Source organism: Rhizobium sp. L1K21 (genome assembly GCF_024055895.1).
In the GTDB taxonomy this organism is placed as follows: domain Bacteria; phylum Pseudomonadota; class Alphaproteobacteria; order Rhizobiales; family Rhizobiaceae; genus Ensifer_A.
In genome coordinates this window covers 1,024,899-1,046,813 of the sequence record NZ_JAMXLE010000001.1, presented here as the reverse complement: position 1 = coordinate 1,046,813, position 21,915 = coordinate 1,024,899, and the positions used below count along the sequence as shown (strand labels likewise).

Annotated in this window: 21 protein-coding genes; 11 read left to right on the top strand and 10 right to left on the bottom strand. The window is 57.7% G+C overall.

The genetic code is table 11. The features are described from left to right. Positions 1 to 179 precede the first annotated feature (179 nt). Complete coding sequence (locus tag NHF56_RS04980) at positions 180 to 2,249, top strand: hypothetical protein (protein WP_252802132.1); 2,070 nt, start codon at positions 180 to 182, stop codon at positions 2,247 to 2,249. Here NHF56_RS04980 and NHF56_RS04975 read toward each other — a convergent pair whose 3' ends face one another. Both NHF56_RS04975 and NHF56_RS04970 read right to left on the bottom strand, forming a co-directional pair. Continuing rightward, on the bottom strand, positions 2,250 to 3,164 hold the full coding sequence (locus NHF56_RS04975) for a DMT family transporter (RefSeq protein WP_252802130.1): 915 nt from the start codon (positions 3,162 to 3,164) through the stop codon (positions 2,250 to 2,252). A 253-nt stretch (positions 3,165 to 3,417) separates the two neighbouring features. Beyond that, positions 3,418 to 3,825 (bottom strand): DUF2000 family protein, encoded by a 408-nt coding sequence (locus tag NHF56_RS04970; RefSeq protein WP_252802128.1) that lies wholly within the window; start codon positions 3,823 to 3,825, stop codon positions 3,418 to 3,420. A gap of 37 nt (positions 3,826 to 3,862) precedes the next feature. Between NHF56_RS04970 and NHF56_RS04965 the strand changes: the two genes are divergently transcribed. After that, positions 3,863 to 4,726 (top strand): AraC family transcriptional regulator, encoded by an 864-nt coding sequence (locus NHF56_RS04965; RefSeq protein ID WP_252802126.1) that lies wholly within the window; start codon positions 3,863 to 3,865, stop codon positions 4,724 to 4,726. A gap of 40 nt (positions 4,727 to 4,766) precedes the next feature. Then, entirely contained in the window at positions 4,767 to 5,471 is a 705-nt protein-coding gene (locus NHF56_RS04960) for a pyrimidine 5'-nucleotidase (protein ID WP_252802125.1), read from the top strand. Here the strand turns inward: NHF56_RS04960 and NHF56_RS04955 are convergent. Both NHF56_RS04955 and NHF56_RS04950 read right to left on the bottom strand, forming a co-directional pair. Continuing rightward, positions 5,431 to 6,477, bottom strand: coding sequence for a hypothetical protein (locus NHF56_RS04955; protein WP_252802123.1), 1,047 nt, complete (start codon positions 6,475 to 6,477; stop codon positions 5,431 to 5,433). The genes NHF56_RS04960 and NHF56_RS04955 overlap by 41 nt on opposite strands. 22 nt (positions 6,478 to 6,499) lie before the next feature. Next, entirely contained in the window at positions 6,500 to 7,372 is an 873-nt protein-coding gene (locus NHF56_RS04950; RefSeq protein WP_252802121.1) for an LOG family protein, read from the bottom strand. 123 nt (positions 7,373 to 7,495) lie between these two features. Here NHF56_RS04950 and dapD point away from each other — a divergent pair, with 123 nt between their 5' ends. The 6 genes from dapD (at position 7,496) to NHF56_RS04920 (ending at position 13,211) form a co-directional block, all read left to right on the top strand. After that, positions 7,496 to 8,350: a 2,3,4,5-tetrahydropyridine-2,6-dicarboxylate N-succinyltransferase gene (dapD, locus tag NHF56_RS04945; protein WP_252802120.1), complete on the top strand. Its 855-nt coding sequence runs from the start codon at positions 7,496 to 7,498 to the stop codon at positions 8,348 to 8,350. Positions 8,351 to 8,358: 8 nt separating this feature from the next. Then, positions 8,359 to 8,748: a DUF805 domain-containing protein gene (locus tag NHF56_RS04940; protein WP_252802118.1), complete on the top strand. Its 390-nt coding sequence runs from the start codon at positions 8,359 to 8,361 to the stop codon at positions 8,746 to 8,748. A 72-nt stretch (positions 8,749 to 8,820) separates the two neighbouring features. Then, a complete protein-coding gene (gene dapE, locus NHF56_RS04935) occupies positions 8,821 to 10,014 on the top strand; it encodes a succinyl-diaminopimelate desuccinylase (RefSeq protein ID WP_252802116.1) in 1,194 nt (397 codons plus the stop codon). Further along, on the top strand, positions 9,983 to 10,591 hold the full coding sequence (locus tag NHF56_RS04930; protein WP_252802113.1) for a hypothetical protein: 609 nt from the start codon (positions 9,983 to 9,985) through the stop codon (positions 10,589 to 10,591). The genes dapE and NHF56_RS04930 overlap by 32 nt, the downstream gene beginning before the upstream one ends. A 108-nt stretch (positions 10,592 to 10,699) precedes the next feature. After that, a complete protein-coding gene (locus NHF56_RS04925) occupies positions 10,700 to 11,836 on the top strand; it encodes an aromatic ring-hydroxylating dioxygenase subunit alpha (protein ID WP_252802111.1) in 1,137 nt (378 codons plus the stop codon). A gap of 499 nt (positions 11,837 to 12,335) precedes the next feature. Then, the gene (locus NHF56_RS04920) at positions 12,336 to 13,211 is read left to right on the top strand and encodes a DUF6602 domain-containing protein (RefSeq protein WP_252802108.1); all 876 of its coding nucleotides are present in this window, start codon (positions 12,336 to 12,338) and stop codon (positions 13,209 to 13,211) included. A gap of 370 nt (positions 13,212 to 13,581) precedes the next feature. On the opposite strand, the gene truA is transcribed toward NHF56_RS04920, so the two are convergent. The 5 genes from truA to NHF56_RS04895 form a co-directional block, all read right to left on the bottom strand. After that, positions 13,582 to 14,373, bottom strand: coding sequence for a tRNA pseudouridine(38-40) synthase TruA (truA, locus tag NHF56_RS04915; RefSeq protein ID WP_252802106.1), 792 nt, complete (start codon positions 14,371 to 14,373; stop codon positions 13,582 to 13,584). Beyond that, the gene (fmt, locus tag NHF56_RS04910; protein WP_252802104.1) at positions 14,373 to 15,305 is read right to left on the bottom strand and encodes a methionyl-tRNA formyltransferase; all 933 of its coding nucleotides are present in this window, start codon (positions 15,303 to 15,305) and stop codon (positions 14,373 to 14,375) included. The genes truA and fmt overlap by 1 nt, the downstream gene beginning before the upstream one ends. 23 nt (positions 15,306 to 15,328) lie before the next feature. Next, positions 15,329 to 15,853, bottom strand: a complete 525-nt coding sequence (gene def, locus NHF56_RS04905; protein WP_252802102.1) for a peptide deformylase — start codon at positions 15,851 to 15,853, stop codon at positions 15,329 to 15,331. A 63-nt stretch (positions 15,854 to 15,916) separates the two neighbouring features. Further along, on the bottom strand, positions 15,917 to 16,873 hold the full coding sequence (gene speB, locus NHF56_RS04900; RefSeq protein ID WP_252802100.1) for an agmatinase: 957 nt from the start codon (positions 16,871 to 16,873) through the stop codon (positions 15,917 to 15,919). 92 nt (positions 16,874 to 16,965) lie between these two features. Continuing rightward, the gene (locus NHF56_RS04895; RefSeq protein WP_252802098.1) at positions 16,966 to 18,501 is read right to left on the bottom strand and encodes a globin-coupled sensor protein; all 1,536 of its coding nucleotides are present in this window, start codon (positions 18,499 to 18,501) and stop codon (positions 16,966 to 16,968) included. 163 nt (positions 18,502 to 18,664) lie between these two features. Between NHF56_RS04895 and NHF56_RS04890 the strand changes: the two genes are divergently transcribed. Next, complete coding sequence (locus NHF56_RS04890) at positions 18,665 to 19,897, top strand: DNA recombination protein RmuC (RefSeq protein WP_252802096.1); 1,233 nt, start codon at positions 18,665 to 18,667, stop codon at positions 19,895 to 19,897. A gap of 101 nt (positions 19,898 to 19,998) precedes the next feature. Then, on the top strand, positions 19,999 to 20,892 hold the full coding sequence (locus NHF56_RS04885) for a ribokinase (protein ID WP_252802094.1): 894 nt from the start codon (positions 19,999 to 20,001) through the stop codon (positions 20,890 to 20,892). Between the two features lie 119 nt (positions 20,893 to 21,011). On the opposite strand, the gene NHF56_RS04880 is transcribed toward NHF56_RS04885, so the two are convergent. After that, positions 21,012 to 21,221, bottom strand: a complete 210-nt coding sequence (locus NHF56_RS04880; protein ID WP_252802092.1) for a cold-shock protein — start codon at positions 21,219 to 21,221, stop codon at positions 21,012 to 21,014. Positions 21,222 to 21,915: the final 694 nt, after the last annotated feature.

Here is a 21,915-nt window from a genome sequence, read left to right as displayed (position 1 = left end):
GCCGCAGCCGCAGAAGAAGCGAGATAGCGCTTTAATCCCAGTTCATTATCCTGAAAACTTGAATCGCTTTTTCCGCCATATGAATCACTTTCTGAAGAAGGTGCAAGGCTATGTTTCGTCAAACAAGGCTGGCTCAAGCTCCTTGCAGATAAAAGAAGGTCGAATGGAAAACGGGTTCGATGACGGGAAGCGCAAAGGTTCAGCAAGCCTACAAGGCTTTTCAGGCAGGCAATTTCGCGCAATGCCTCAACGCGCTCGGCCCGGTTCTTGAAGCCGACACCCTAGACCAGGCGGCGCTTCTGATTGCAGCGCAATGCCACGTGAAGCTCGGCAACGGCGAAGCCGCAGCCACGCTCTATGCCCGCCTCGCCGATCTTCAACCAAGCAACAGGGACAGATTTCTCAAGCTCGCCGCAGAAAGTGCTGCTACAGGCGTGCGTGAAGGGATGCGCGATGCAGACATTCTACCAACCACGATTGTCGAACAGATGCTGGCAGCCAGGCCCGCCCACGAGCCTGCACTCCAAAATCTGATTACCCTCTATCGCAAAGAGACATACCGGCAAGCCACGGACGACTTCGACGCGCTGGTTGCCAGCGGTTCCATCACCGATCTCCCCGTCGCAATTGTCGCGATGATCTCGGACTGCCACGAAAAGCTGGGCAATATCGAAAAGGCCGCCCACTATCGTGCCGTTGCAGGGCTGCAGCCTAGCCCCCATCAGGCCAGACTGCTCAACGCTGCCCTTCCCCTGTTTCGTAAACTCCTGCTCGAAAAAGGCGCCCTTCCGGATGTTGCTTACGAAGCGGCAAAACGCCTCGTCAGCCTTGAGCCGCGCAATTTGGACGCATCGAGCTACTATCGTTACGCCATGCACACGACCTGCGCGATTGAAGACCTGCGCGCCTACAATGCCCACGCCCTGAAGGGGCTCGAGAATAGTGACGCGTTCTTGAGGACCAACGAGGTTCTCCACAGTCACCTCTGCTGGTGCGCCGATGAGCGGCTGAACGCGCAAATTCAAAATACGGCACTGCGGACGAAATTCACCGCCGCCTCCCGTCAGGCGCGTCGTCAGCGCCCGCACCAGCCGGCAAAGAAGATCCGCATCGGTTACCTGACAGCAGACCTTTATGCCGAACATCCGACCACCCTCCTTTTCAAGGGCGTCTTGGCGGCCCACGACCTGGAGAGGTTCGATGTCACGCTCTATTGTTATACGCCGGATAAATTCAGCGATGCAGACCGTGCCTTCCGCAAAACACTGCCCAATCTGGTGACCATCACACATATGAGCGACGAGGAAGCAGCACAGCGCATCCGCGCGCGCGGCACGGATATCCTGATCGATCTCAAAGGTCCGACAAGTGATGCGCGCTCCGACATCTTAAATATCGGTGCAGCCCCCATACAGGCCGCCTGGCTTGGCTTTCCCGGCTCCGGTACCGGTATCGATTGCGACTATGTGATCAGCGACCGGATCGTGACGCCCGATAGCAGCAAACCCTTCTATCACGAGAAGTTCTGCCGCCTGCCGGAAAGCTATCAATGCAACGACGGCTTTGCCCGCCCCCTGCCGCCGCCAATGAGCAAGACCGAGCTCGGCATCGCCGAGGACACATTCCTCTTCGCCTCTTTCAACAGCATGAACAAACTCTCTCCGCAGATCATCGACCTCTGGGCAGAGGTTCTGCAGAAGGTGGTTGGAAGCAAGCTGGCACTCTTCAACAATCACGAAAAGCAGAAGCAGAATTTCTTGAGCGCCATGGCATTGAAGGGTCTCGGCCCCGACCGCTTTCACTTCCTGCCGCGCGCCGGCTACCGCGATCATCTCGCGCGCATTCCCGCAGCCGATCTCGGCCTCGACTGCTATCCCTATAACGGCCACACCACCACATCCGATATGCTCTGGATGGGCCTGCCGCTTCTCACCTTCAAGGGCAGCAATTTTGCCTCCCGTGTTTCAGAAAGCCTCTTGCGCGCCGCCGACATGGAGGAACTGATCACTGAGAACGCCTCCGCTTTCGTCGAGAAAGCCGTTGCCCTGTCTCAGCAACCGGAGACGCTTCAGGCTCTGCGCAACAAGATCATCGCCAACCGCTTCCGCGCCCCCCTCTTCGACACCGAGCGCTTCACCCGCCACCTGGAACGCGGCTTTGAAATGATGTTGGAACGCTTTCAGGCTGGCCAGGAGCCCGATCATTTCGACGTCCCGCCCCTGCCTGCCCACGACGCGCCGTTTCGCTGACTACCCGAGAAGCAGAACCAGAATCCCGGCAACGATCAAACCACAGCCGGCAATTTCCAGCCGGTTGATCTTTTCTTTGAAGATGAACACCGACGAGGCGAAGGTAAACAACATTTCGATCTGCGCCAGCGCCTTCACAATGGCGGCCTTCTGCAAGGTCATCGCCATGAACCAGCCGAAGGAGGCCGTCGCGCCAACAAAGCCGGTGGCCAGCGACGGCTTCCAGGCCCGCGCGATATTGCCGAATTCCTGCGGCTCGCGCAGCGCAATCCAGATCGCCATGATCACCGTCTGAAAAGCGATAGCGACAACCAGCGTGAAACTCGCCTGCAGAATGAAGTCCGGCTCGGCAAGCCCCGGTGCCAGCGCCAGGGACGCGGAGCGATAACCATTGGCCGACACGCCAAAGAGCGCACCGGAAGCAAGCCCGAGGAGCGCCGTCCGGCTGAATGTCGAGGTAATCAGCGTGCGCAGCGAAAAGGCGGTGCGCGCAACCGATATCAACATCACCCCGATCACCGAAATGACGATGGCGGCCACGGCCGCAGCGCTGATCGTCTCGCCAAGCACGATAAAGGCAAAGATCGCCGCCTGTGCCGGTTCAGTACGCGAATAGGCAGTGCCGACGGCAAAATTGCGAAACGAAAACATATGCACCAGCAAGGCCTGTGCAAAAATCTGCGACAGGGCTGCCACCACCACCCACACCCCGAAGGCGAGCGAGAGCGAAGGCAGCGATTTCCCTGCCAGCCAGAGATAGACGAAAAGATAGAAAACGGCGAACGGCACACCGAAGGCGAAACGCACAAACGTCGCCCCCGTCGTTCCCATCGCGCCCTTCAGATGCTTCTGCAGCACCGAGCGGATATTCTGCAGAAAAGCAGCGCTGATTGTGATGGCAACCCAGACAGGCATATAACCCTCATTTCATTCCGCGGATGTGCCAACAGTCCATCGCACACCCGTCAACATAAAGAAAAAGTCGGAAATTGCGGACGCGCTGTCCGCTTGAGGATTACGATAGGCGGGTAAGAACGGCACCGCTGAGTGCCATGAAAAAACGGCCAGGCAGGAGTTTCCTGTCCTGCACGTCAAAATGCGCACCAATATCAGCCGTTTTGATCATGTCGATCTTCTATCACCAAAGACAATGCGCGACAATCGGCCTTCACCGATGCATCTTCGCACCCTTGGTAATCTTGTCGGCCGCCTTCTTCTCTGCACGAAAGGCAATGCCCACCACTTTGGCGTCGTCAGGTCCATAATCGGCAAAAACGGCCCGGTTGGCTGCATCATGGCCGGTTGCAAACATCTCCTCCACATAAAGCGAGCTTCTGACACCGCGCTCCAGACTGCGGCGATGGATCTTGCGCATCAAGTCTCCGTCAGCCTCCAGAATAATCATCGGCTGCACCGAAATCGGATTATAGACATAACCATCGCGGTCCACATAATCTTCACCGATGATCTCCGGCATATGGCCCGCAATGCCGGTGGCGAGAAACGCTGTGACATTGAGCGCCTGCCATTCGGCCAGATCATTGCGCAGGACGATAACGATTTTTGTGTCGAACATATTGGCTCCTGTTTCCTCGGCAGATAAGCTCCGCCGCATGAAACCGGAGATAAACGAAACCTTTCTGAGTGGTCTTGGACGTTTGTGCGAGAGCCCGCAGGCAAGCGGCATTACGGCTGCACGCGACGCGCCCGGCATGTCGCGCATCGGCGCACATTTCTTCGGCAAGGCCTATAGTCCGCACCGCCACGACACCTATTCGCTGGGCATTACCGTCTCCGGCGTGCAGACCTTCAGCTATCGCGGCGTATCCCGCTTTTCCACGCCCGGAAACCTCATCATCCTGCACCCTGACGAGCTTCACGATGGTGGCGCGGGCACCGAGGATGGGCTGGTCTATCGAATGCTCTACCTGGAGCCTTCGGCCCTGCGGCAGGCACTTGGCAACGATGCATCTCCGCTGCCCTTTGTCGCCAACCCGGTCATTTCCGACGAAAAACTCAAGCAAGCGCTGCTGATTGCCCTCGCCGATCTCGAAACCGACATGGACGACCTCGCCACAAGCCAGCTTCTGGCCGATATCGCCGATGGGCTGACGCGACATGCGACCGGCAAAGCCACCCCCCGCACAACACTCAATCACCAGGGTACAGAGGCTGCCCGCGCCTACCTGAATGCAAACCTGCAGCGCGCGGTAACCTCTGCCGACCTCGAAGCTGCATCGGGCATGGATCGCTTCACGCTCGCGCGGCACTTCCGCGCCCTCTATGCCACCAGTCCCCACCGCTATCTCATCATGCGGCGGCTGGAAAAGGCGCGCCAACTGATGCTGGACGGCATGCCGCTCACCGAGACCGCCTTTGCTACAGGCTTTGCCGATCAGAGCCATTTCACCCGCCAGTTCAAGAAAGCCTATGGCATGACGCCCGGTGTGTGGAACAGTCTCACCTCGGTGGCATAATGCCATTCCCTCCGTTCAAGCCCCGTGTCATAACCAGCCCATGATAGAAAAACCGAGTCTCCCCCAGAAGTCCGATTTCGACCACGTCACCGAATGGGTGTTCGATCTGGACAATACGCTTTACCCCCACCATGTCGATCTCTTCGCGCAGATCGACAAGAACATGACCGCCTATGTCTCAGAGCTCCTTCAAGTGGAGCCGGCGGAAGCCAAACGCATTCAAAAGCAATATTATCACGAGCATGGCACGACGCTGCAGGGCCTGATCCTGCATCACAAGGCGGACCCGACCGCCTTCCTGAATGCCGCCCATGCGATCGACTACACCGTCGTGCCGGAGAACGCCGAACTCGGCGAAGCGATCAAGGCGCTCCCCGGTCGCAAGTTCATCTTCACCAATGGCACCGTCGCCCATGCCGAAGACACTGCCCGGCGTCTCGGCATCCTCGATCATTTCGATGATATTTTCGACATCGTCGCTGCCGACTATGTGCCAAAGCCTGCCGGAGAGACCTATAACAAGTTCATGGGACTTCACCGGGTGGAGACGAAAAACGCGGTGATGTTTGAAGACCTGCCCCGCAACCTGCAGGTCCCCAAAACGCTCGGCATGAAAACCGTTCTGCTGGTGCCCCAGGATATGACCGGCACGGTCATGGAGCGCTGGGAAAAGGTCTCCGCCGACGATCACCACATCGACTATGTCAGCGACGACCTGACACGTTTTCTGCAGGCGCTTCTTTAAAGGCGCCGAGATCGACGAACATGACGTCCAGAATGCGGGCATGCACCGCTGCCCTATCAACACCCTCATTGTCGGCAAATACCCTCGGGCTCAATCGTTTGCCGACAGGTGAGCCGAGACCAAGATAGCTGAAATGCCCGACGGCTTCCCCAACCGAAGACAGCTTGAAGGCGGGATTGACGACCTTTAGCCAGTCCGCACATTCTGCGCGCGGCGCGATCGTATCCGCATCACTGGTCACCAGATGGACGGGAACTGAAAACGCCGCCACGCTGTCCTCTGAGAACCCCCGCACCGGCGGCGCAGGCGCCATCGCGAAGATGGATGCAAAGCGCGCATCGCTCAAATCACGATCCTGCCGTTCGTAGGCAGCACGAAACGCGGCCGATGTCACCAGCAACTCTGGAATGCGCGCTTCCAGGTTCGAAAACACCATTCCGCTCCCCCCTGCCTTGTCTGTCGTGGCCCGCCAAGCGTAAAACCGCTCGACGGATGTGCGCGCACCACCCAGCACCAGCGCCGTATAACCGCCAATCGAAAATCCCGCAGCCGTCACCTGCGACAGATCAAGCCGCCCGGCAAACGGACCTTCAGCACTCAACTGCGTCAACAGTTCAGACAGATCAACCGCCCGCTCCCACCAGCAGATGAAGCCTTCCTCCCGAAACGTCTCATGGGCGGTGTTGCCATGATGGTTCGGCGCAATGGCAATAAAGCCGCGCCTGGCCAGTTCGCGTCCCATCCAGCCCAATTCCTCGGCAGAGCCCGCCGTGCCATGCGAGAGCATGACAACCGGCCATTGCGGCTTGTCGCCACTCAGTGACGCACCTTCGACTATATCGCCAAGCAGAAATATCCGCCGTCCATCCTTGGCCCGGTTCGCATCATTCGGTTCAGCGTGCGTTGGAAACCATGCACTCCACGTTATGGGTCGCGGCCCGTTACCGTCCCAGTTCGTGCGTGTTTCATCGGCAACCGCGCCGGTCAGATAGCCACAAAAATACAATGTGAATTCCCCTTTTGCCCGCTCAGGCCCCGCCATTGCCCAATTGCCGGTAATGCTCTTCAACCACCGCCCAGGCCTGATCGGCCGTTTCGACGAAGTTCAAGAGCTTCAGGTCTTCTGGCGCGATCGTTCCAAACTCCGCCAAAGCTTCGAAATTGATGATGGACCGCCAGAATTTTTCGCCAAATAGAATGAGCGGAATATGCTCCATGCGCCGGGTCTGGATCAGTGTCACCGTCTCGAACAACTCATCCATTGTGCCAAAACCGCCAGGAAAGATCGCGACCGCCTTCGCCCGCATCAGAAAGTGCATCTTGCGGATCGCGAAATAGTGGAAGTTCAAACTCAGTTCCGGCGTCACATAAGGATTAGGTGCCTGCTCATGCGGCAACACGATATTGAGCCCCACGCTTGGCGCGCCAACATCATGCGCACCGCGGTTTCCAGCCTCCATCACACCCGGTCCCCCGCCAGTGACAACCACGAATTCCTTGTGATCGTATTCCGCCGAACGCTCTGAACAATAGCGGGCAAACTTGCGCGCCTCATCGTAATAGACCGATGCTGCCTCTAGATTTTTGCGCTGCACCTCGTTGCGCGCCGCCCAGGCTTCCTTGCCGGGTTCAGGAATGCGCGCCCCGCCGAAAATCACCACGGTGGAGCGAATACCGTGTTCTTCCAGAACCAGCCCGGCCTTCAAAAGCTCCAGCTGGAAGCGCACAGGGCGCAGCTCTTCGCGATGCATGAAATCCTGGTCAGCATAGGCAAGCCGATAGGAGGGTGATGCTGATTGCGGTGTCTTTGGAATGATGTCCGCACGCTCGCGGTCACTGCGGTTGTCGCGAAGCGCCTCCCACCCGGCATGTGCCTCCGGCCTCTTGTTGCGCTCAACCATGCAAAACCTCTCTTCCAGATTGACGGGACTGAACCTCTCGCTTAGGAAATGCCTCCAAAGCGTCCGGTTCTACCCTTGTAGTCTTTTCGGATGAGGCTAGTCGATGAACATTAAGGAATTCCCATGACCGCACCCGATCTTGCAGCACTGGAAACCGCCATTGAAAACGCCTGGGAAAACCGCGATGCGGTCAATACAGGAACGAGAGGCGAAGTACGCGACGCTGTCGAGGCCGCACTCAACATGCTGGACGCAGGCAAGGCGCGCGTTGCCACCCGCGGGGATGACGGCAACTGGACCGTCCATCAATGGCTGAAAAAGGCAGTTCTGCTGTCCTTCCGCCTGAACCCCATGGACGTGATCAAGAACGGCCCCGGCGAAGCAACATGGTGGGACAAGGTGCCTTCCAAGTTCGACGGCTGGACGGCCCATGAATATGAAAAGGCCGGTTTCCGCTCTGTTCCAGGCGCCATCGTTCGCCGTTCGGCATTCGTGGCCCCCGGCGTCGTTCTGATGCCTTCCTTCGTCAATCTTGGCGCCTATGTGGATGAAGGCACCATGGTCGATACATGGGCAACGGTCGGCTCTTGCGCACAAATCGGCAAGCACGTTCACCTGTCCGGCGGCGTCGGTATCGGCGGCGTTCTCGAACCCATGCAGGCAGGCCCCACCATCATTGAAGACAATTGCTTCATCGGCGCGCGCTCCGAAGTCGTCGAAGGTTGCATCATCCGCGAAGGCTCCGTGCTCGGCATGGGCGTTTTCATCGGCAAGTCCACCAAGATCGTGAACCGCGCCACTGGTGAAATTTCCTATGGCGAAGTGCCGCCCTATTCCGTCGTTGTCGCAGGCACCATGCCCGGCAAGCCGATGGCAAACGGTGAACCCGGCCCGAACCTTTACTGCGCCGTTATCGTCAAGACGGTCGACGAGAAGACCCGCTCGAAGACCGGTATCAACGACCTCTTGCGCGACTAAGGGCAACGATGACCAACAAAGACCCCTCCGCCCCGAGCATGACATGGCTGTTTTTCGGCCACTCCGGGCGGATCGGGCGTCAGCCCTATATATTGGCCTTTTTCTTCTGGGTGGCGCTCTCGGCCTTCACCATCACAAAGCTCGTCATTGCCGATCAGGAAGGTAACGATTCCGGTGCAGCAACCTGGTTTCTTGCCACGCTCGTCTTGACGGTCGCCTCCGCGCTTTCCCTGTTTTTCCTGTCCTTCAAGCGCCTGCACGACCTCGGCCTTCCCGGTCCACTGGCGCTTTCCACCTTCATTCCAGCCGTCTCCATTCTCGCCGTCTTCGCCCTCATGGTCTGGCCCGGCACGGATGGCGCAAATCAATATGGCAGGTTGCCGAACAGGCCATCCTGATGCTTTCGGCAGAAGCCGATACCCCAAAATCAACGGTGACAGGCGAGCGCCAATCGGCTAACTCTTGCCATTATGAATGTCACTGATCCCAAGGCGAATCTCGCCGCTCTCATCAAATGCCCGTCTGTTACGCCTGCCGAAGGCGGAGCCTTGGGCGCGCTCACCGAAATGCTGAGCCCGCTTGGCTTCAAGGTTGAGCGCTCAACCGAGACGGACGAAAACACACCCGATATTGAAAATCTCTACGCCCGGTTGGGCGGCGAAGGCCCGCATCTCATGTTTGCCGGCCACACCGATGTTGTGCCGGTGGGCGATGAGGCCGCCTGGACCCATCCGCCGTTTGCCGCCGAAATTGCCGACGGGCAAATGTATGGCCGCGGCGCGGTGGACATGAAAGGCGGCATTGCCTGCTTCGTGGCCGCGGCTGCCCGCTATATCGAGAAACACGGCAAGCTTCCCGGCTCCCTCTCCTTCCTCATCACCGGCGATGAAGAGGCCGATGCGGTCAATGGCACGATCAAGCTTCTGGAGCGCATGGCCAAGGCCGGCGAAACCTGGGACGCTTGCCTGGTCGGCGAGCCGACCAATCCGGATAAACTCGGCGAGATGATCAAGATCGGCCGCCGCGGTTCCATCTCCGGCTGGATCACCGTTTTCGGCACGCAGGGCCACGCCGCCTATCCGCATCTTGCCGACAATCCGCTGCGCGGCGCGGTGCAGCTTGCCAACGCGCTGATGGAAGTTCCGTTCGACCAGGGAACGGATGAATTTCCACCAACCAATCTCGAAGTCACCTCCATCGACACGGGCAATGCCGCCACCAACGTTATTCCCGCCGCCGCCAAGGTCGTCTTCAATATCCGCTTCAACGATCTGTGGACGGCAGACAGCGTGAAGCAGGAAATCATCACCCGGCTGGACAAGGCAGCCCGCACAGGCAATCTGCGCGGCGAGCGCCCGCCGGTACGCTATGAAATCGCCTGGTCGATCCGCCCAAGCCATGTGTTTCTAACCCGTGACGACAAGCTGATTTCTTCGCTGGCTGGCGCTGTGGAAAGCGTTGTCGGTGAACGCCCGAAGCTTTCGACCACCGGCGGCACATCCGATGCCCGTTTCATCAAGGACTATTGCCCGGTCGTTGAGTTCGGCCTTGTTGGCCAGACTATGCATATGGTCGACGAACGCGTTGCCCTTGCCGATCTGGAAACACTGACACAGATCTACGAAACCTTCATTGAACGCTGGTTTGCTGATGCCCGGACTTGAAGAGGTTCTCTTTTATCTTCGCGGCATTCTGCAACTGATCCGCCACAATCCCGCTGGCTGGCGCAATCTTGATATATCCGAGCGTGGCGTCTCCCGCTCCTTCTGGGCGATTGCCTGGAGCCTGCCTGGCATGCTGGTTTCCTGGCTTTCCTGGCGCAGCACCTATATCGAATTTGGCGGCGTCGGCGACACCGGCGCGCTCTTCATCTTCCGCATGGCCGTGCTGGATCTGACCATTTGGCTGTTGCAGATCATCTTCGTTGCCGCCCTTCTCGTCTACATGAAAAAAGCGCAGCATTTCAAAAGCATGGTGGTTGCCACAAATTGGCTATCGGTGCCTTTCTCGATCTATTCCGGCACCCTGTCCGCGCTGCAGATGCTCGCACCCGGCGGCGTGGTCCTGTGGTGGATATTGATGAATATCGGGCTCGCCGGTGCCATTTACGCATCATACTCGATCTACCGCATGATGAACGGAATCACGACAGGCCCTGCCATCAGCCTTGCAGTGACCACACTCCTCACCTCGTTGATCCTCACCCCCATTCTGCAGACATATCTCGGCGTATCGCTGTAACGCACAAAATCCGAAAGGCACTATTTTCATTCGTAAACAAATGAGTTAGGCTCCTCCTGTCCCTTGATATCGGGATCACAACAGATGGCATTGTCGAGGTGAACGTCCATGAATGTCCATAATGCTGAGCTTTCCCCCGCCGAACAGTTGCGCGCCAACGTTTCCGTCCCCTTTTCCAGCGCCACGGCCATGCCGAAGAGCGTTTACACATCCGAGGAATTCCTCGCGCAGGAGCTGGAACACATCTTCGCCAAGGAATGGCTTTGCGCGGGACGTGCCGACGCCCTGAAGGAACCGGGTGATTATCTCACCATGGACATTGCAGGCGAACCGGTGATCGTTCTGCGCGACCGCGACGGCCAGTTGCGCGCCCTTTCCAATGTCTGTCGCCACCGCATGTCCACCCTGCTCGAAGGCCGTGGCCGCGCCCGCGCCATCGTCTGTCCCTATCACGCATGGACCTACAATCTGGACGGCTCCCTTCGCGGCGCACCGGGCATGACGCTGAACGAAGGCTTCTGCAAGGACCAGATCAGCCTGCCCTCCATCCGCTGTGTCGACTGGAACGGCTGGATCATGGTGACGCTCAACCCGGATGCGCCCGAACCGCATGAACATCTCAAAGAGCTTGATAATCTCGTCGGTTATCTCGACATGGCAAGCTACACCGAGACCTTCCGCGAAGAACTGAACTGGAACACCAACTGGAAGGTGCTCGGCGAAAACTTCATGGAAAGCTACCACCTGCCCGTCTGTCATTCCGACACCATCGGCGGTTTCGTGTCGCTGGAAAAGATGACCTGTCCTGAAGGCTTCCCGGCCTTCAACTACCACTACATCTTCAAGACCGACGATGCGCCGCTGACCAACGCCCATCCGGCCAACACGACACTGACAGGCGATCAGCGCACCAAGACCTGGCTCATCTCCGTCTACCCCGCCCTCTTCATCACGCTGACACCAGGCTATTTCTGGTATCTCTCGCTGCATCCCGATGGCCCCGGCAAGGTCAAGGTCCTCTACGGCGGCGGCCTGCACCCCGACTATGTCAACGACCCGCAAGCCCAGGAAAACTTCGTCAAAGTCAAAGCCCTCCTCGACTCCGTCAACGACGAAGACAAGGGCTGCACCGAAAAAGTCTACCAAGGCCTCCTCTCCAAACTCGGCGGCCCCGGCGCACTGTCACACCTGGAACGCCCGAATTTTGAATTTGCGCAGTATATTGCGTCGAAGATTCCGGGGTGATTGGGGTGGGGCTTTGACAGGTTTTTGGAGCCGAGATCGGGCTGTGGTGTGAATAACTGAAATGGGGTCGCCAGCTGAATGAAAGCTGCGAAGAAGGTCATTGAGAAAAACAGGCATCCAAGGTGGTGGTACGGACGTCAGCGATCAGTAAAAACTGTAAGTTACTCGCGATCAATCGTACCAGGAACAGTGCTGCCTCTTCCTGCGCTCCTTGTGTTGCTCTTATCGATAACACGCGCTAACCGAGCTTTGCGGATATTGCTGTTAGCAGGGCGCGGTGGTGGTGACGCCCGAGCGGAATCCGTCTCACCTCGCCGCAGTTACCAGGTTCGGCTATAATGGAGATGTTTACGCTCGACCGATTGAGTCGGCAGCAGACTAAAGCCCACAAAACGGACATGCCTTCATTCGACGTATTGATTTTGGTTGAACTGTCGGGACTACTCGTCTTCAATACGCGTATGCCCAGCACAACCATCTGTTCACCGAGAAGGGTCATATGGACGGTCAACGATTACAAGCTTTCTGGAATCAGGAGGTCAAATCACTCCTAGCTGTCTACAAGCAGTTCGAGACCTTACTGCCGAATCCAAATGCAGCAGGGGCGGAGCATCGCGGCGAAGACGGTCGGTATGTGGAAACACTGGTGCGCGCGTACCTTCAAAAGTATCTACCAAAAGACCTCGAGGTGCTGACTGGTTTTATCCTCCGGCCTGCGGTTAAGCTGGGAAATAATGATCGCTCAAGATCAGGGGAACAAGACTTACACACGACCCAGCTTGATATAATTGTCTATGACTCTGGAATTTATCCCGTCTTCCAACGAATGGTCGATACCGTTATTGTTCCGCCTGAGGGCGTAGTAGCAGTGTTGTCCATTAAAAAGACTCTCCGAGATGCAGAGATCGTCGCAGAATGTAATGCACTTCTAGACGCTTCAAAGGCTTGCCGCTGTGACGACAGCAATGTGGAGGCTCGCCGCCGCGGGCCTTTTCTTGCCTTAGTCGCAACCGATTCTGACCTTGCTGACAAGCGAGAAAAGAAAGAGAAAAAACTATTTGAAAAGCTTAAAATCCTATACGGAAGCAACAGTGTTTTCGACGACATGGTAGGGTTCATCGGCGATCTTTCCGCTTGGCATGTATTCAAAACGCGCCCACCTCTTAATCTTACCCCTAAAAATAGCTTTGCAAAATACATGTATGTGGAGCTTAATGACAGCGAATTACATCAAGGATTTCAATTTATATTGTCGGGTATATTATCAGTATATTACGATAAGACAAGGGGAGGTGTGAAGCGTCCTGGCTACACAGCGTTTGCGCCAAAACCGGCTACCGAAATTGGAAAGATTTACTTCAGTTCGCTGCGCTAATTTTATCGCTCTAGATTGAAGACCGCGCCGTTTACAGCGCGGCCTTCTAACCCGGTTTTTTTCCGATATTAGCCTTCAGGAGTGACCGGAAACACACTTTGGCTGCACCGTTGGTGGGATAAAGTCCACCTCTAATAAAATATTGAGTGGAGTAGGCACGGATGTCAAGCCCCCTCCGCGGAGCAAGAAGCCAGCCTATCCCGCCACATTATGATCTCCTAAGTGCTGTTAAGGCACCACTGTCGTAAGATGTATGCCTTCGGGCAACCACGCATATGGTTGCGTTACACATACGGGACGCAAGGCAGAATTTCCTCTTAAAGCTATTCGATCTTTAAACAAGACGGAACGACTAAGAACAAACGACCCCTCACCCACCAACACCCCGTAAATCCGGCGTCTTCAAATCCAGCGGGTCCTTGTAGTCCACCTGCAGGAAATAGAGCCCGCCGGGGGGCGCCACGGGGCCGCAGCGTTTGCGGTCGCGGGCGTCCAGTGCGGCGGTCACATCATCCGGTGTCCAGCTGCCATCGCCCACCAGTTTCAGCGTTCCGGCAAAGGAGCGGATCTGGTTGTGCAGGAAGCTCTGGGCCGAGGCGCGGATTTCCACCACTTCGCCATCGCGTGAAACGGAGAGAAACTCCATCGTCTTGACCGGGCTCTTGGCCTGGCAGTGCGACGAGCGGAAGGTGGTAAAGTCGTGATGGCCCACCAGCCGCTGTGCGGCCTCATGCATGGCCTCGTGGTCCAGATGTTTTTTCACCCACCAGGCCCGGTTGGCCTGCAGCGGAATGGGCGAAGGCCGATTGATGATGCGGTAGAGATAGTGCCGTTTGACGGCGGAAAAGCGCGAATCATATTCATCCGGCACTTCCGCGACCTCAAGAACCGAAACCGCTTCTTCCGCCATCGTCATATGCGCGTTCAGCGCATTGCGCAGCACATAGGGCTTCCAGGTTTTGGAAAGGTCGAAATGCGCGATCTGCCCGCAGGCATGCACCCCGGAATCGGTGCGCCCCGCGCCGCCCACTGTCACGGTCTCGCCGCTGGAATCAAAGATCGCCTTTTCCAGCACGCCCTGCACCGATTTGCCATTGGCCTGCCGCTGCCAGCCGACATAGGGTGTGCCGTCATATTCGACCGTGAGGAAATAGCGCGGCATCAGCCTACCTTCATGCCCGCAGGCATGGCCGTTCCGCGCAGAAAATCGGAAAGCGCCAACGGCTTGCCGCCCGCCTTCTGCAACCGTTCGAGCCGCACGGAGCCTTCACCGCAAGCCACGACGCCATCGCCAATCACTGTGCCCGCAGCACCAACATCAAGGCCGGGCGAACTTTCCAGCACCTTCACCCGCTCCGCCTTGCCGCCAATCTCCATCTCAAACCATGCGCCGGGAAAGGGCGACAATCCGCGAATATGGTTGTGAACGTCCCGCGCCGGTTTGGAAAAATCGATCCGGGTTTCGGCCTTGTCGATCTTGGCCGCATAGAGCACGCCTTCTTCCGGCTGCGGTGTCAGCGGCAGATCGCCCGCTTCGAGTTTGGCCATGGCTTCCACCATCAGATCAGCACCGGCCGCCGACAGCCTGTCGTGCAAGTCACCCGCCGTCATCGTCTCGCTGATCGGAATGCGTACCGTCAGCGCCACGGGGCCGGTGTCGAGCCCCTTGTCCATCTTCATCACCATCATGCCGGTTTCTTCGTCGCCCGCCATGATGGCCCGCTGAATGGGGGCAGCCCCCCGCCAGCGCGGCAAGAGCGAGGCATGGCCGTTGTAGCAGCCAAGCCGCGTCCCGTTCAAAATCGCTTCAGGCAGCAGAAGCCCATAGGCAACCACCAGAGCAACATCGGCATGAAGCGCTGCAAATGCGTCCCGGTCGGCTTCGTTTTTAAAGTTGAGCGGCGTGCGCACCTCAAGGCCAAGCGCGTCTGCGGCCTCATGCACCGGCGACTTTTTCAACTCCAGCCCGCGGCGACCCGCCGGGCGCGGCGGTTGCGAATAAACAGCCACAATCTCGTGGCCCGCCGCATGGAGTGCGCGCAGAACCGGAACGGAAAAATCCGGCGTTCCCATGAAAATGATGCGTAGTGCCATCGGCCTGCCCTGCCCGTTTTCGTTCAGAATTTCGGCAGCGTGCCCGTCTTGCTTGCCTTGGTGAACTTCTTGACCACCATGTCACGCTTCAGACGCGAGATATGATCGATGAAGAGAACACCGTCGAGATGGTCAATTTCATGCTGCAGGCAGGTGGCCAGAATGCCCTCGGCATCAAGCTCCTGCTGTTTGCCGTCACGGTCCAAATAACGAACCTTGATTTCCGCCGGACGCTCCACTTCCGCGTAATAACCGGGAATGGACAGGCAGCCCTCTTCATAGGTCGAGCGCATATCGGACGAAGAAAGGATTTCCGGGTTGATGAAAACCTGCGGCTTCTTGTCTTCCTCATCCTTCGACACGTCGAGCACGAGCATGCGGATGGGCTCGCCCACCTGAATGGCGGCAAGTCCAATGCCCGGTGCGTCATACATGGTCTCCAGCATGTCGTCGGCAAATTTCTGCAGGTCTGCATTCACCGTCTCAATGGGCTTGGAAACCTGCTTGAGCAACGGGTCGGGCAAATAGATAAGTGGCTTGATCGTCATGGCGCTCATGTAACCGATGAATCAGCTGCTTTCAACTGGATTGCATCGCTTATGTGACAGCCTTTAGCGAAGCTCACCCGACACACCCGGCAGCACGCAAAGCATTTCATAAAGCAGGTTTGATGCAATCAGCGCCGTATTGCCGGACGGATCGTAGGGTGGCGACACTTCAACGAGATCGCAGCCGACCAGATTGAGCCCCCGGCAACCGCGGATGATCTCCATCGCTTGCATGGTTGTCAGCCCGCCAATTTCCACCGTCCCCGTTCCCGGCGCATAGGCCGGGTCAAGGCTGTCGATATCATATGTGAGATAGACGGGCGTATCGCCAATCTTCTCGCGAATGTCTGCAATCAGCGGCGCTGCCGATTTGTGCCAAAGCTCTTCGGCCTGGATGACCGTGAAGCCCCAACCCCGCGCCGTATCGAAATCGTCAGCACCATAGCCTGTGCCGCGCAATCCGATCTGGAAGGTCTTCTCCGGCACGATCAACCCTTCTTCATAGGCGCGACGGAAGGGCGTTCCGTGCGCAATTTCCTCGCCGAACATATGTTCGTTAATATCGGCATGGGCATCCACATGGATCAGCGCAACGGGTCCATGCTTCTTCGCAATGGAACGCAAGATTGGAAGCGTCAACGTATGGTCCCCGCCCATCGTCATCGGCAGCGCACCGGCATCCAGCACCTTGTCGTAAAAGGCGGTAATCCGCTTCACGCTGTCTTTCAAGTCAAACGTGTTGATCGGCACATCACCGATATCGGCCACCTGCAGGCATTCAAACGGCGCGGCCCGTGTCCACATATTATAGGGACGCAGCATCGTGCTTTCCGCCCGGATCTGGCGCGGCCCGAAACGGGTTCCAGAGCGGTGGCTTGCGCCAATATCCATCGGAATCCCGATAAAGGCCACATCGAGACCCTCAGCGCTTTCGGCTGCCGGCAAACGCATGAACGTGCCGGGCCCCGCAAAGCGCGGCATTTCGTTTCCACCCAGCGGCTGATTGTATGACAACGCCATCCCCTTAAGTCATGAAAAAGACACCGGAGGTTTGCCCATCCGGCGTTTTCAGTCAAGCGATCGGAAGCGACCGCACTGCCGACTTATTGCTGTCAGCTTGCCATGCGTTGGCGCGCGGCAGTGGCGCTGTCATGTCCCGAGCCCCCTGAAGACGATCGGTTTCCGCTCTCCATGCGGGTCTTGAAGCCGCGAAGCGACTGGGTCATCTTCTCAACTTCAGCCGTCAGCCGCTGGGTCTGGCTGCTGCATTCCTCAGCCATATGGGCATTGCGCTGCGTGATCACATCCATATCGGAAACCGCCTGACTGACCTCGCCAAGCCCGCCCGACTGTTCCGCCGTCGCCGTGGAAATCTCCTGAATAAGCTGCGTGAGCGCCCGCACCTTCTCAACGATCTCTTCCAGGGATTGGCCGGACTTGTTCACCAACTCCACGCCGGTGGCAACCTGACTTGAGCTGTTGGAAATGATCGTCTTGATTTCGCGCGCTGCTGCCGCACTGCGCTGGGCAAGCTCGCGAACCTCCTGGGCAACGACGGCAAAACCGCGGCCCGCTTCGCCAGCGCGCGCAGCCTCCACCCCGGCATTCAGCGCCAGCAGGTTGGTCTGGAAGGCAATTTCATCAATCACGCCGATGATCTTGGCAATGTCATCCGAAGACTTCTCAATTGCCCCCATCGCCTGCACGGCTTCGGTGACAACGGTGCCGGATGTCTGCGCAACAGCCAGCGCCTCGCCTGCCGTCGAAGAGGCGTTGGATGCCCGTGTGGCGGTCTGGCGAATGCTTTCCGAAAGCTGCGTCAGTGCCGCGGAACTTTCTTCGACACCGGCAGCCTGCTGCTCGGTGCGCTGCGACAGCTCCTCGGAGACCTTGGTGATCGCGCCTGCCGCATCGAGAATTTGCTCGGCAGACACGCGGACACCATCGACCGCACCCCGCAGGCTTTCGGAACTGCCGTTGAAATGTTTCGACATTTCACGAAACGCATTCGGCAGCTCATCGCTCATCCGTGTAACAAGATCACGATCTGCCAGCGCCTCCAGAACCCGGCGAAGCTCATTGAGCGCCCTTTCCTGTTCCTGGCGGTTACGCTCGCGCTCGGCGTCTGCCTCTCGCCGCTTTTCTTCCAACCGGTCGAGATAAACCGAAATTGCATAATCCATATCGAGAAGTGCGGCTTTCACCAGTGCGCTGATTTCGGCGCCCATCTGTTCGGCACCGCCGCGCGAAAAGCGTGACGGCCAACGCTTGACCATCAGCTTGGTAATCATCTGTTCCAGAAGAACGGCATAGCCGCCAATATACCAGTTCGGTTCCAGTCCGATGCGCGCATGCGCTTCGCCGACCTTTACGACACCGTTGACATAGTCGTTGTCGAGATAGCCCGCCACCAGCTTGGCCCAATGCTTCTCCTGCGCATTCTTGGCGTGTTCCATATGCTGCGGATTGGAGAAAAAGGCCTTCAAATGCGGAATTGTCGAAACGACAGAATAGAAATGCTCGAGAGATGGTCCCACAATCTCGCGAACATCATCACCCATTCCCGCCAGCTGCTTCAGCGCGTCTGCATCAAGGTTGATAAACCTCAGTCTTTCTTCCAAAGACACCTTATGGTTGTATTCATTCATTTCACCCACCTGTAACCGGACCCTTTCGTCCCTTCCAAACTTGAACACCAATGGTTACCAAACATGAAATTTACCATAACAGAATTCGCATTAAGAACAGGTGAAAGGCAGCTGCATTCCATCGTGCATCCACGCCGCGGACAAAATCTGCTAGTCTGCACACATGCAGACACAAACGATTCTCGAAAACGCGCTTTTTCAAACCGGCTCCGGTATCGTCACGCTTGGCGACGCCCTTTTGATTGCCGCTGCGATCATCGCGCTGGCGTTCATCTACATTCTCGCCAGCCGCGCCAGGAATATCGCGCAAAGCCAAAGGGATGAAGCCGCCAGACAGGCCGCGGAGGCCGAAGCGCGCCTGGCCGAGATTTTCAAGGCACAGGCCGAGATGCAGGGACGCATGGCCTCCATGGCGGAAATCTTCGGCACCCGCCAGGCCGAACTGAACAAGGCCATCAACGAACGCCTGGACGGCATGACCCAGCGGCTGGGCAACTCCATGACCGAGCAGACCAAATCGACACACGAAAACCTGCGGCAATTGCAGGAGCGTCTGGCCGTGATCGACAACGCGCAGAACAACATCCAGACACTCGCTAAGGATGTGGTCGGGCTTCAAGCCATCCTGTCCAACAAGCAGACCCGCGGTGCCTTCGGCCAGTCGCGCATGGAAACGATTATTTCCGATGGCCTGCCGATGGGCGCCTTCGCATTTCAGCCCACATTGTCGAACGGTTCGCGGCCCGACTGCACGGTCAAGATGCCCAATGGCCAGCCCTCGCTGGTGATTGATGCCAAGTTTCCGCTGGAGGCTTTCAATGCGATCCGCGACGCCGACAATGCCGAGGCGGCCAAACAGGCCGGCCAATCCTTTCGCCGTGACATGGAAGTGCACATCAAGGATATTTCAGAGAAATATCTGATCAAGGGCGAGACCCAGGACACCGCCTTCATGTTCGTGCCATCCGAATCCATCTTCGCCGAGCTGCATGAGAATTTCGAAGGTGTGATCCAGCGGGCGCACAAGGCCCGCGTCGTCATCGTTTCCCCTTCCCTGTTGATGCTGTCCATTCAGGTGATCCAGTCGGTACTCAAGGATGCCCGCATGCGCGAGCAGGCGCACCTCATCCAGAGCGAGGTGATCAACCTCATGGAAGACCTTTCGCGGCTCGACGACCGGGTGCGCAAGCTGCAGAACCATTTCAACATGAGCCAGAAGGATGTCGAACAGATTTTGACCTCCACCGGCAAGCTCATCAAGCGCGGCGAAAAGATCGAGGCGATGGAGTTCGAGACCGGTAGAATAGCATCTGAAAAAGCCGGTGAATCGGGCGCAAGCAAACAGGTTGAAAGCCGCACCGGCATGCTAAACCTTCGCGTGGTTGACGACGACTGATAGCTGTGCAATCTCCTGTTTTCGAGGGGCAATCTTCTACTTCAATTTGTGCAGTTCCAAGCCAGCCAGCCTAGTTTGGCCAAGGAATGCGGGGGGCATCCATGATAACAGTTTTCGGTTCCATCAACATGGATCTGACGGCAACCACCGACCGGCTTCCCAAACCCGGCGAAACCGTAGGCGGCAAAACCTTCGCGACGGCCGCCGGCGGCAAGGGCGCGAACCAGGCGCTGGCCGCACGCCGCGCCGGGGCCGAGGTGAAGATGGCGGGTGCCGTGGGCAATGATTCATTTGCCAAGGATGCGCTCGCTCTTCTGGCCGATGCCGGAACCGATCTGAGCCTTGTGCGCACCACCAACGGTCCGACCGGCACGGCGCTGATCCTGGTGGGCGGCGATGGCGAAAACATGATTGCCGTGGTGCCGGGTGCCAATGGCGAATTGACGGAGAAGGATGCCATTGCCGCCGTGGACGCAACGCCACCCGGCAGCTACATGCTGTTTCAGTTCGAAATACCGTCCCTGAGCGTCGAGTCGGCGATCTATTCGGCGCGTGCCAAGCGCATCAAGACGGTGATCAACACCGCACCGATGACGGCTGATGGCGCCCGCATTGCCCGCCTGGCCGATATCGTGATTGCCAACGAGACCGAATTCGAACTCTTTGCCGAAGAGCCGAAGCTGGATGCTGTGTCCCGCCAGAAAGTGATGGAGCAACTGCACGAAAAGACCGGCCAGACCCTGGTCGTCACGCTGGGCTCCAAGGGCGTGATCGCCGTCCACGGCGGTGAAGTGATGCAGGTCCCGGCCCGCGAAGTCGTGCCCGTCGACACGGTGGGTGCGGGCGACACATTCTGCGGTTATCTCGCTGCAAGCCTGGACGCCGGCATGCCCTTCAAGGAGGCCATGCGCCGCGCAGCCGTTGCCGGCTCGCTTGCCTGCACAAAGGCCGGCGCGCAACCGGCGATCCCCTGGGCTGCAGAGGTCGATGCCTGAACCGGCCGTCTTTTTACCGATAAACACGCGCAAAACAAAAGGCCGGGATTTCTCCCGACCTTTCAAAAACGTTGCGTCTCAACGTGCAGGAAACCCCGCAACAGAGCGCTCAAAGCCGATTAGGCAGCCTGCAGGTTGCCAGCAGAGCTCTTGCCGGACTTACGGTCCTGCACGATCTCGTAGGAGACCTTCTGACCATCGTTGAGCGTGGTCATGCCAGCGCGCTCGACAGCAGAGATGTGAACGAAAACGTCCGCGCCGCCGTTGTCAGGCTGGATGAAGCCGTAGCCCTTGGTTGAGTTGAACCACTTAACGGTACCAGTATTCATAACGATTTCCTTTCTTCGTAATCGTTGTGGTTCCCGCGATATCCTGCGGGATTGGATCGATTAGTTGAAAGGAAGACGGAGGCAGGCAAAACCCACGACCGGTATCACAAGCAATGGTCGATGCGGCCTGTATAGAGGATTTTGGAAATTTTGCAATGGTGAACCTGTCTTTCGTTGCACCCTGACAAAACGCAACCCACGCAGCCTTCAATGCCGGTCTGATGGAAACGCCCGCACCTTAACCCCGGCAAGCTTTCCGCTTCCGGGTTATTCGCATTCTCTGCCGGGACTCGCTGATCTTTCTCGGCGTTGCCGTAAAAGGCGTCCCGGATGGGTTCCCTCCTGACAGGAGGGCGGATGGGGCGTTTTGTGCGCCACATTGTATTTTAGTTATGATGCGCACAAAGCGCCCCGCTTTCGGCAGTTGATCCCGCGACGTCCGCATCTCTGCCCATGTTGCCATTTGCGGCTTTATGGTTGCGTAGACCCTGGTCTTCTCCCCTTGGAGAGAAGGTGGCCCGAAGGGTCGGATGAGGGTTCTCATGAAGTCACATTGGGAACCCCTCATTGTCATGCTGCGCATGACATTTCTCCCCAAGGGTAGAAAGCCAGGCCGTGCTTGCGGCAGCCTCAATGGTCAGCCCTCATGCCTCAAGGAGCCGCCTTGGCGGCGTCTCGAAGGGCGAGGGCGGGA

Bases quoted from the DNA above. Each gene is read 5' to 3' on its own strand.
- NHF56_RS04965 (WP_252802126.1), top strand. From the start codon at position 3,863: ATGAAACCGGAGATAAACGAAACCTTTCTGAGTGGTCTTGGACGTTTG.
- NHF56_RS04895 (WP_252802098.1), bottom strand. From the start codon at position 18,501: ATGAATGAATACAACCATAAGGTGTCTTTGGAAGAAAGACTGAGGTTT.
- NHF56_RS04975 (WP_252802130.1), bottom strand. From the start codon at position 3,164: ATGCCTGTCTGGGTTGCCATCACAATCAGCGCTGCTTTTCTGCAGAAT.
- NHF56_RS04925 (WP_252802111.1), top strand. From the start codon at position 10,700: ATGAATGTCCATAATGCTGAGCTTTCCCCCGCCGAACAGTTGCGCGCC.
- truA (WP_252802106.1), bottom strand. From the start codon at position 14,373: ATGCCGCGCTATTTCCTCACGGTCGAATATGACGGCACACCCTATGTC.
- fmt (WP_252802104.1), bottom strand. From the start codon at position 15,305: ATGGCACTACGCATCATTTTCATGGGAACGCCGGATTTTTCCGTTCCG.
- NHF56_RS04940 (WP_252802118.1), top strand. From the start codon at position 8,359: ATGACCAACAAAGACCCCTCCGCCCCGAGCATGACATGGCTGTTTTTC.
- NHF56_RS04890 (WP_252802096.1), top strand. From the start codon at position 18,665: ATGCAGACACAAACGATTCTCGAAAACGCGCTTTTTCAAACCGGCTCC.
- speB (WP_252802100.1), bottom strand. From the start codon at position 16,873: ATGGCGTTGTCATACAATCAGCCGCTGGGTGGAAACGAAATGCCGCGC.
- NHF56_RS04950 (WP_252802121.1), bottom strand. From the start codon at position 7,372: ATGGTTGAGCGCAACAAGAGGCCGGAGGCACATGCCGGGTGGGAGGCG.
- dapD (WP_252802120.1), top strand. From the start codon at position 7,496: ATGACCGCACCCGATCTTGCAGCACTGGAAACCGCCATTGAAAACGCC.
- NHF56_RS04920 (WP_252802108.1), top strand. From the start codon at position 12,336: ATGGACGGTCAACGATTACAAGCTTTCTGGAATCAGGAGGTCAAATCA.
- NHF56_RS04880 (WP_252802092.1), bottom strand. From the start codon at position 21,221: ATGAATACTGGTACCGTTAAGTGGTTCAACTCAACCAAGGGCTACGGC.
- NHF56_RS04960 (WP_252802125.1), top strand. From the start codon at position 4,767: ATGATAGAAAAACCGAGTCTCCCCCAGAAGTCCGATTTCGACCACGTC.
- dapE (WP_252802116.1), top strand. From the start codon at position 8,821: ATGAATGTCACTGATCCCAAGGCGAATCTCGCCGCTCTCATCAAATGC.
- NHF56_RS04970 (WP_252802128.1), bottom strand. From the start codon at position 3,825: ATGTTCGACACAAAAATCGTTATCGTCCTGCGCAATGATCTGGCCGAA.
- def (WP_252802102.1), bottom strand. From the start codon at position 15,853: ATGACGATCAAGCCACTTATCTATTTGCCCGACCCGTTGCTCAAGCAG.
- NHF56_RS04980 (WP_252802132.1), top strand. From the start codon at position 180: ATGACGGGAAGCGCAAAGGTTCAGCAAGCCTACAAGGCTTTTCAGGCA.
- NHF56_RS04885 (WP_252802094.1), top strand. From the start codon at position 19,999: ATGATAACAGTTTTCGGTTCCATCAACATGGATCTGACGGCAACCACC.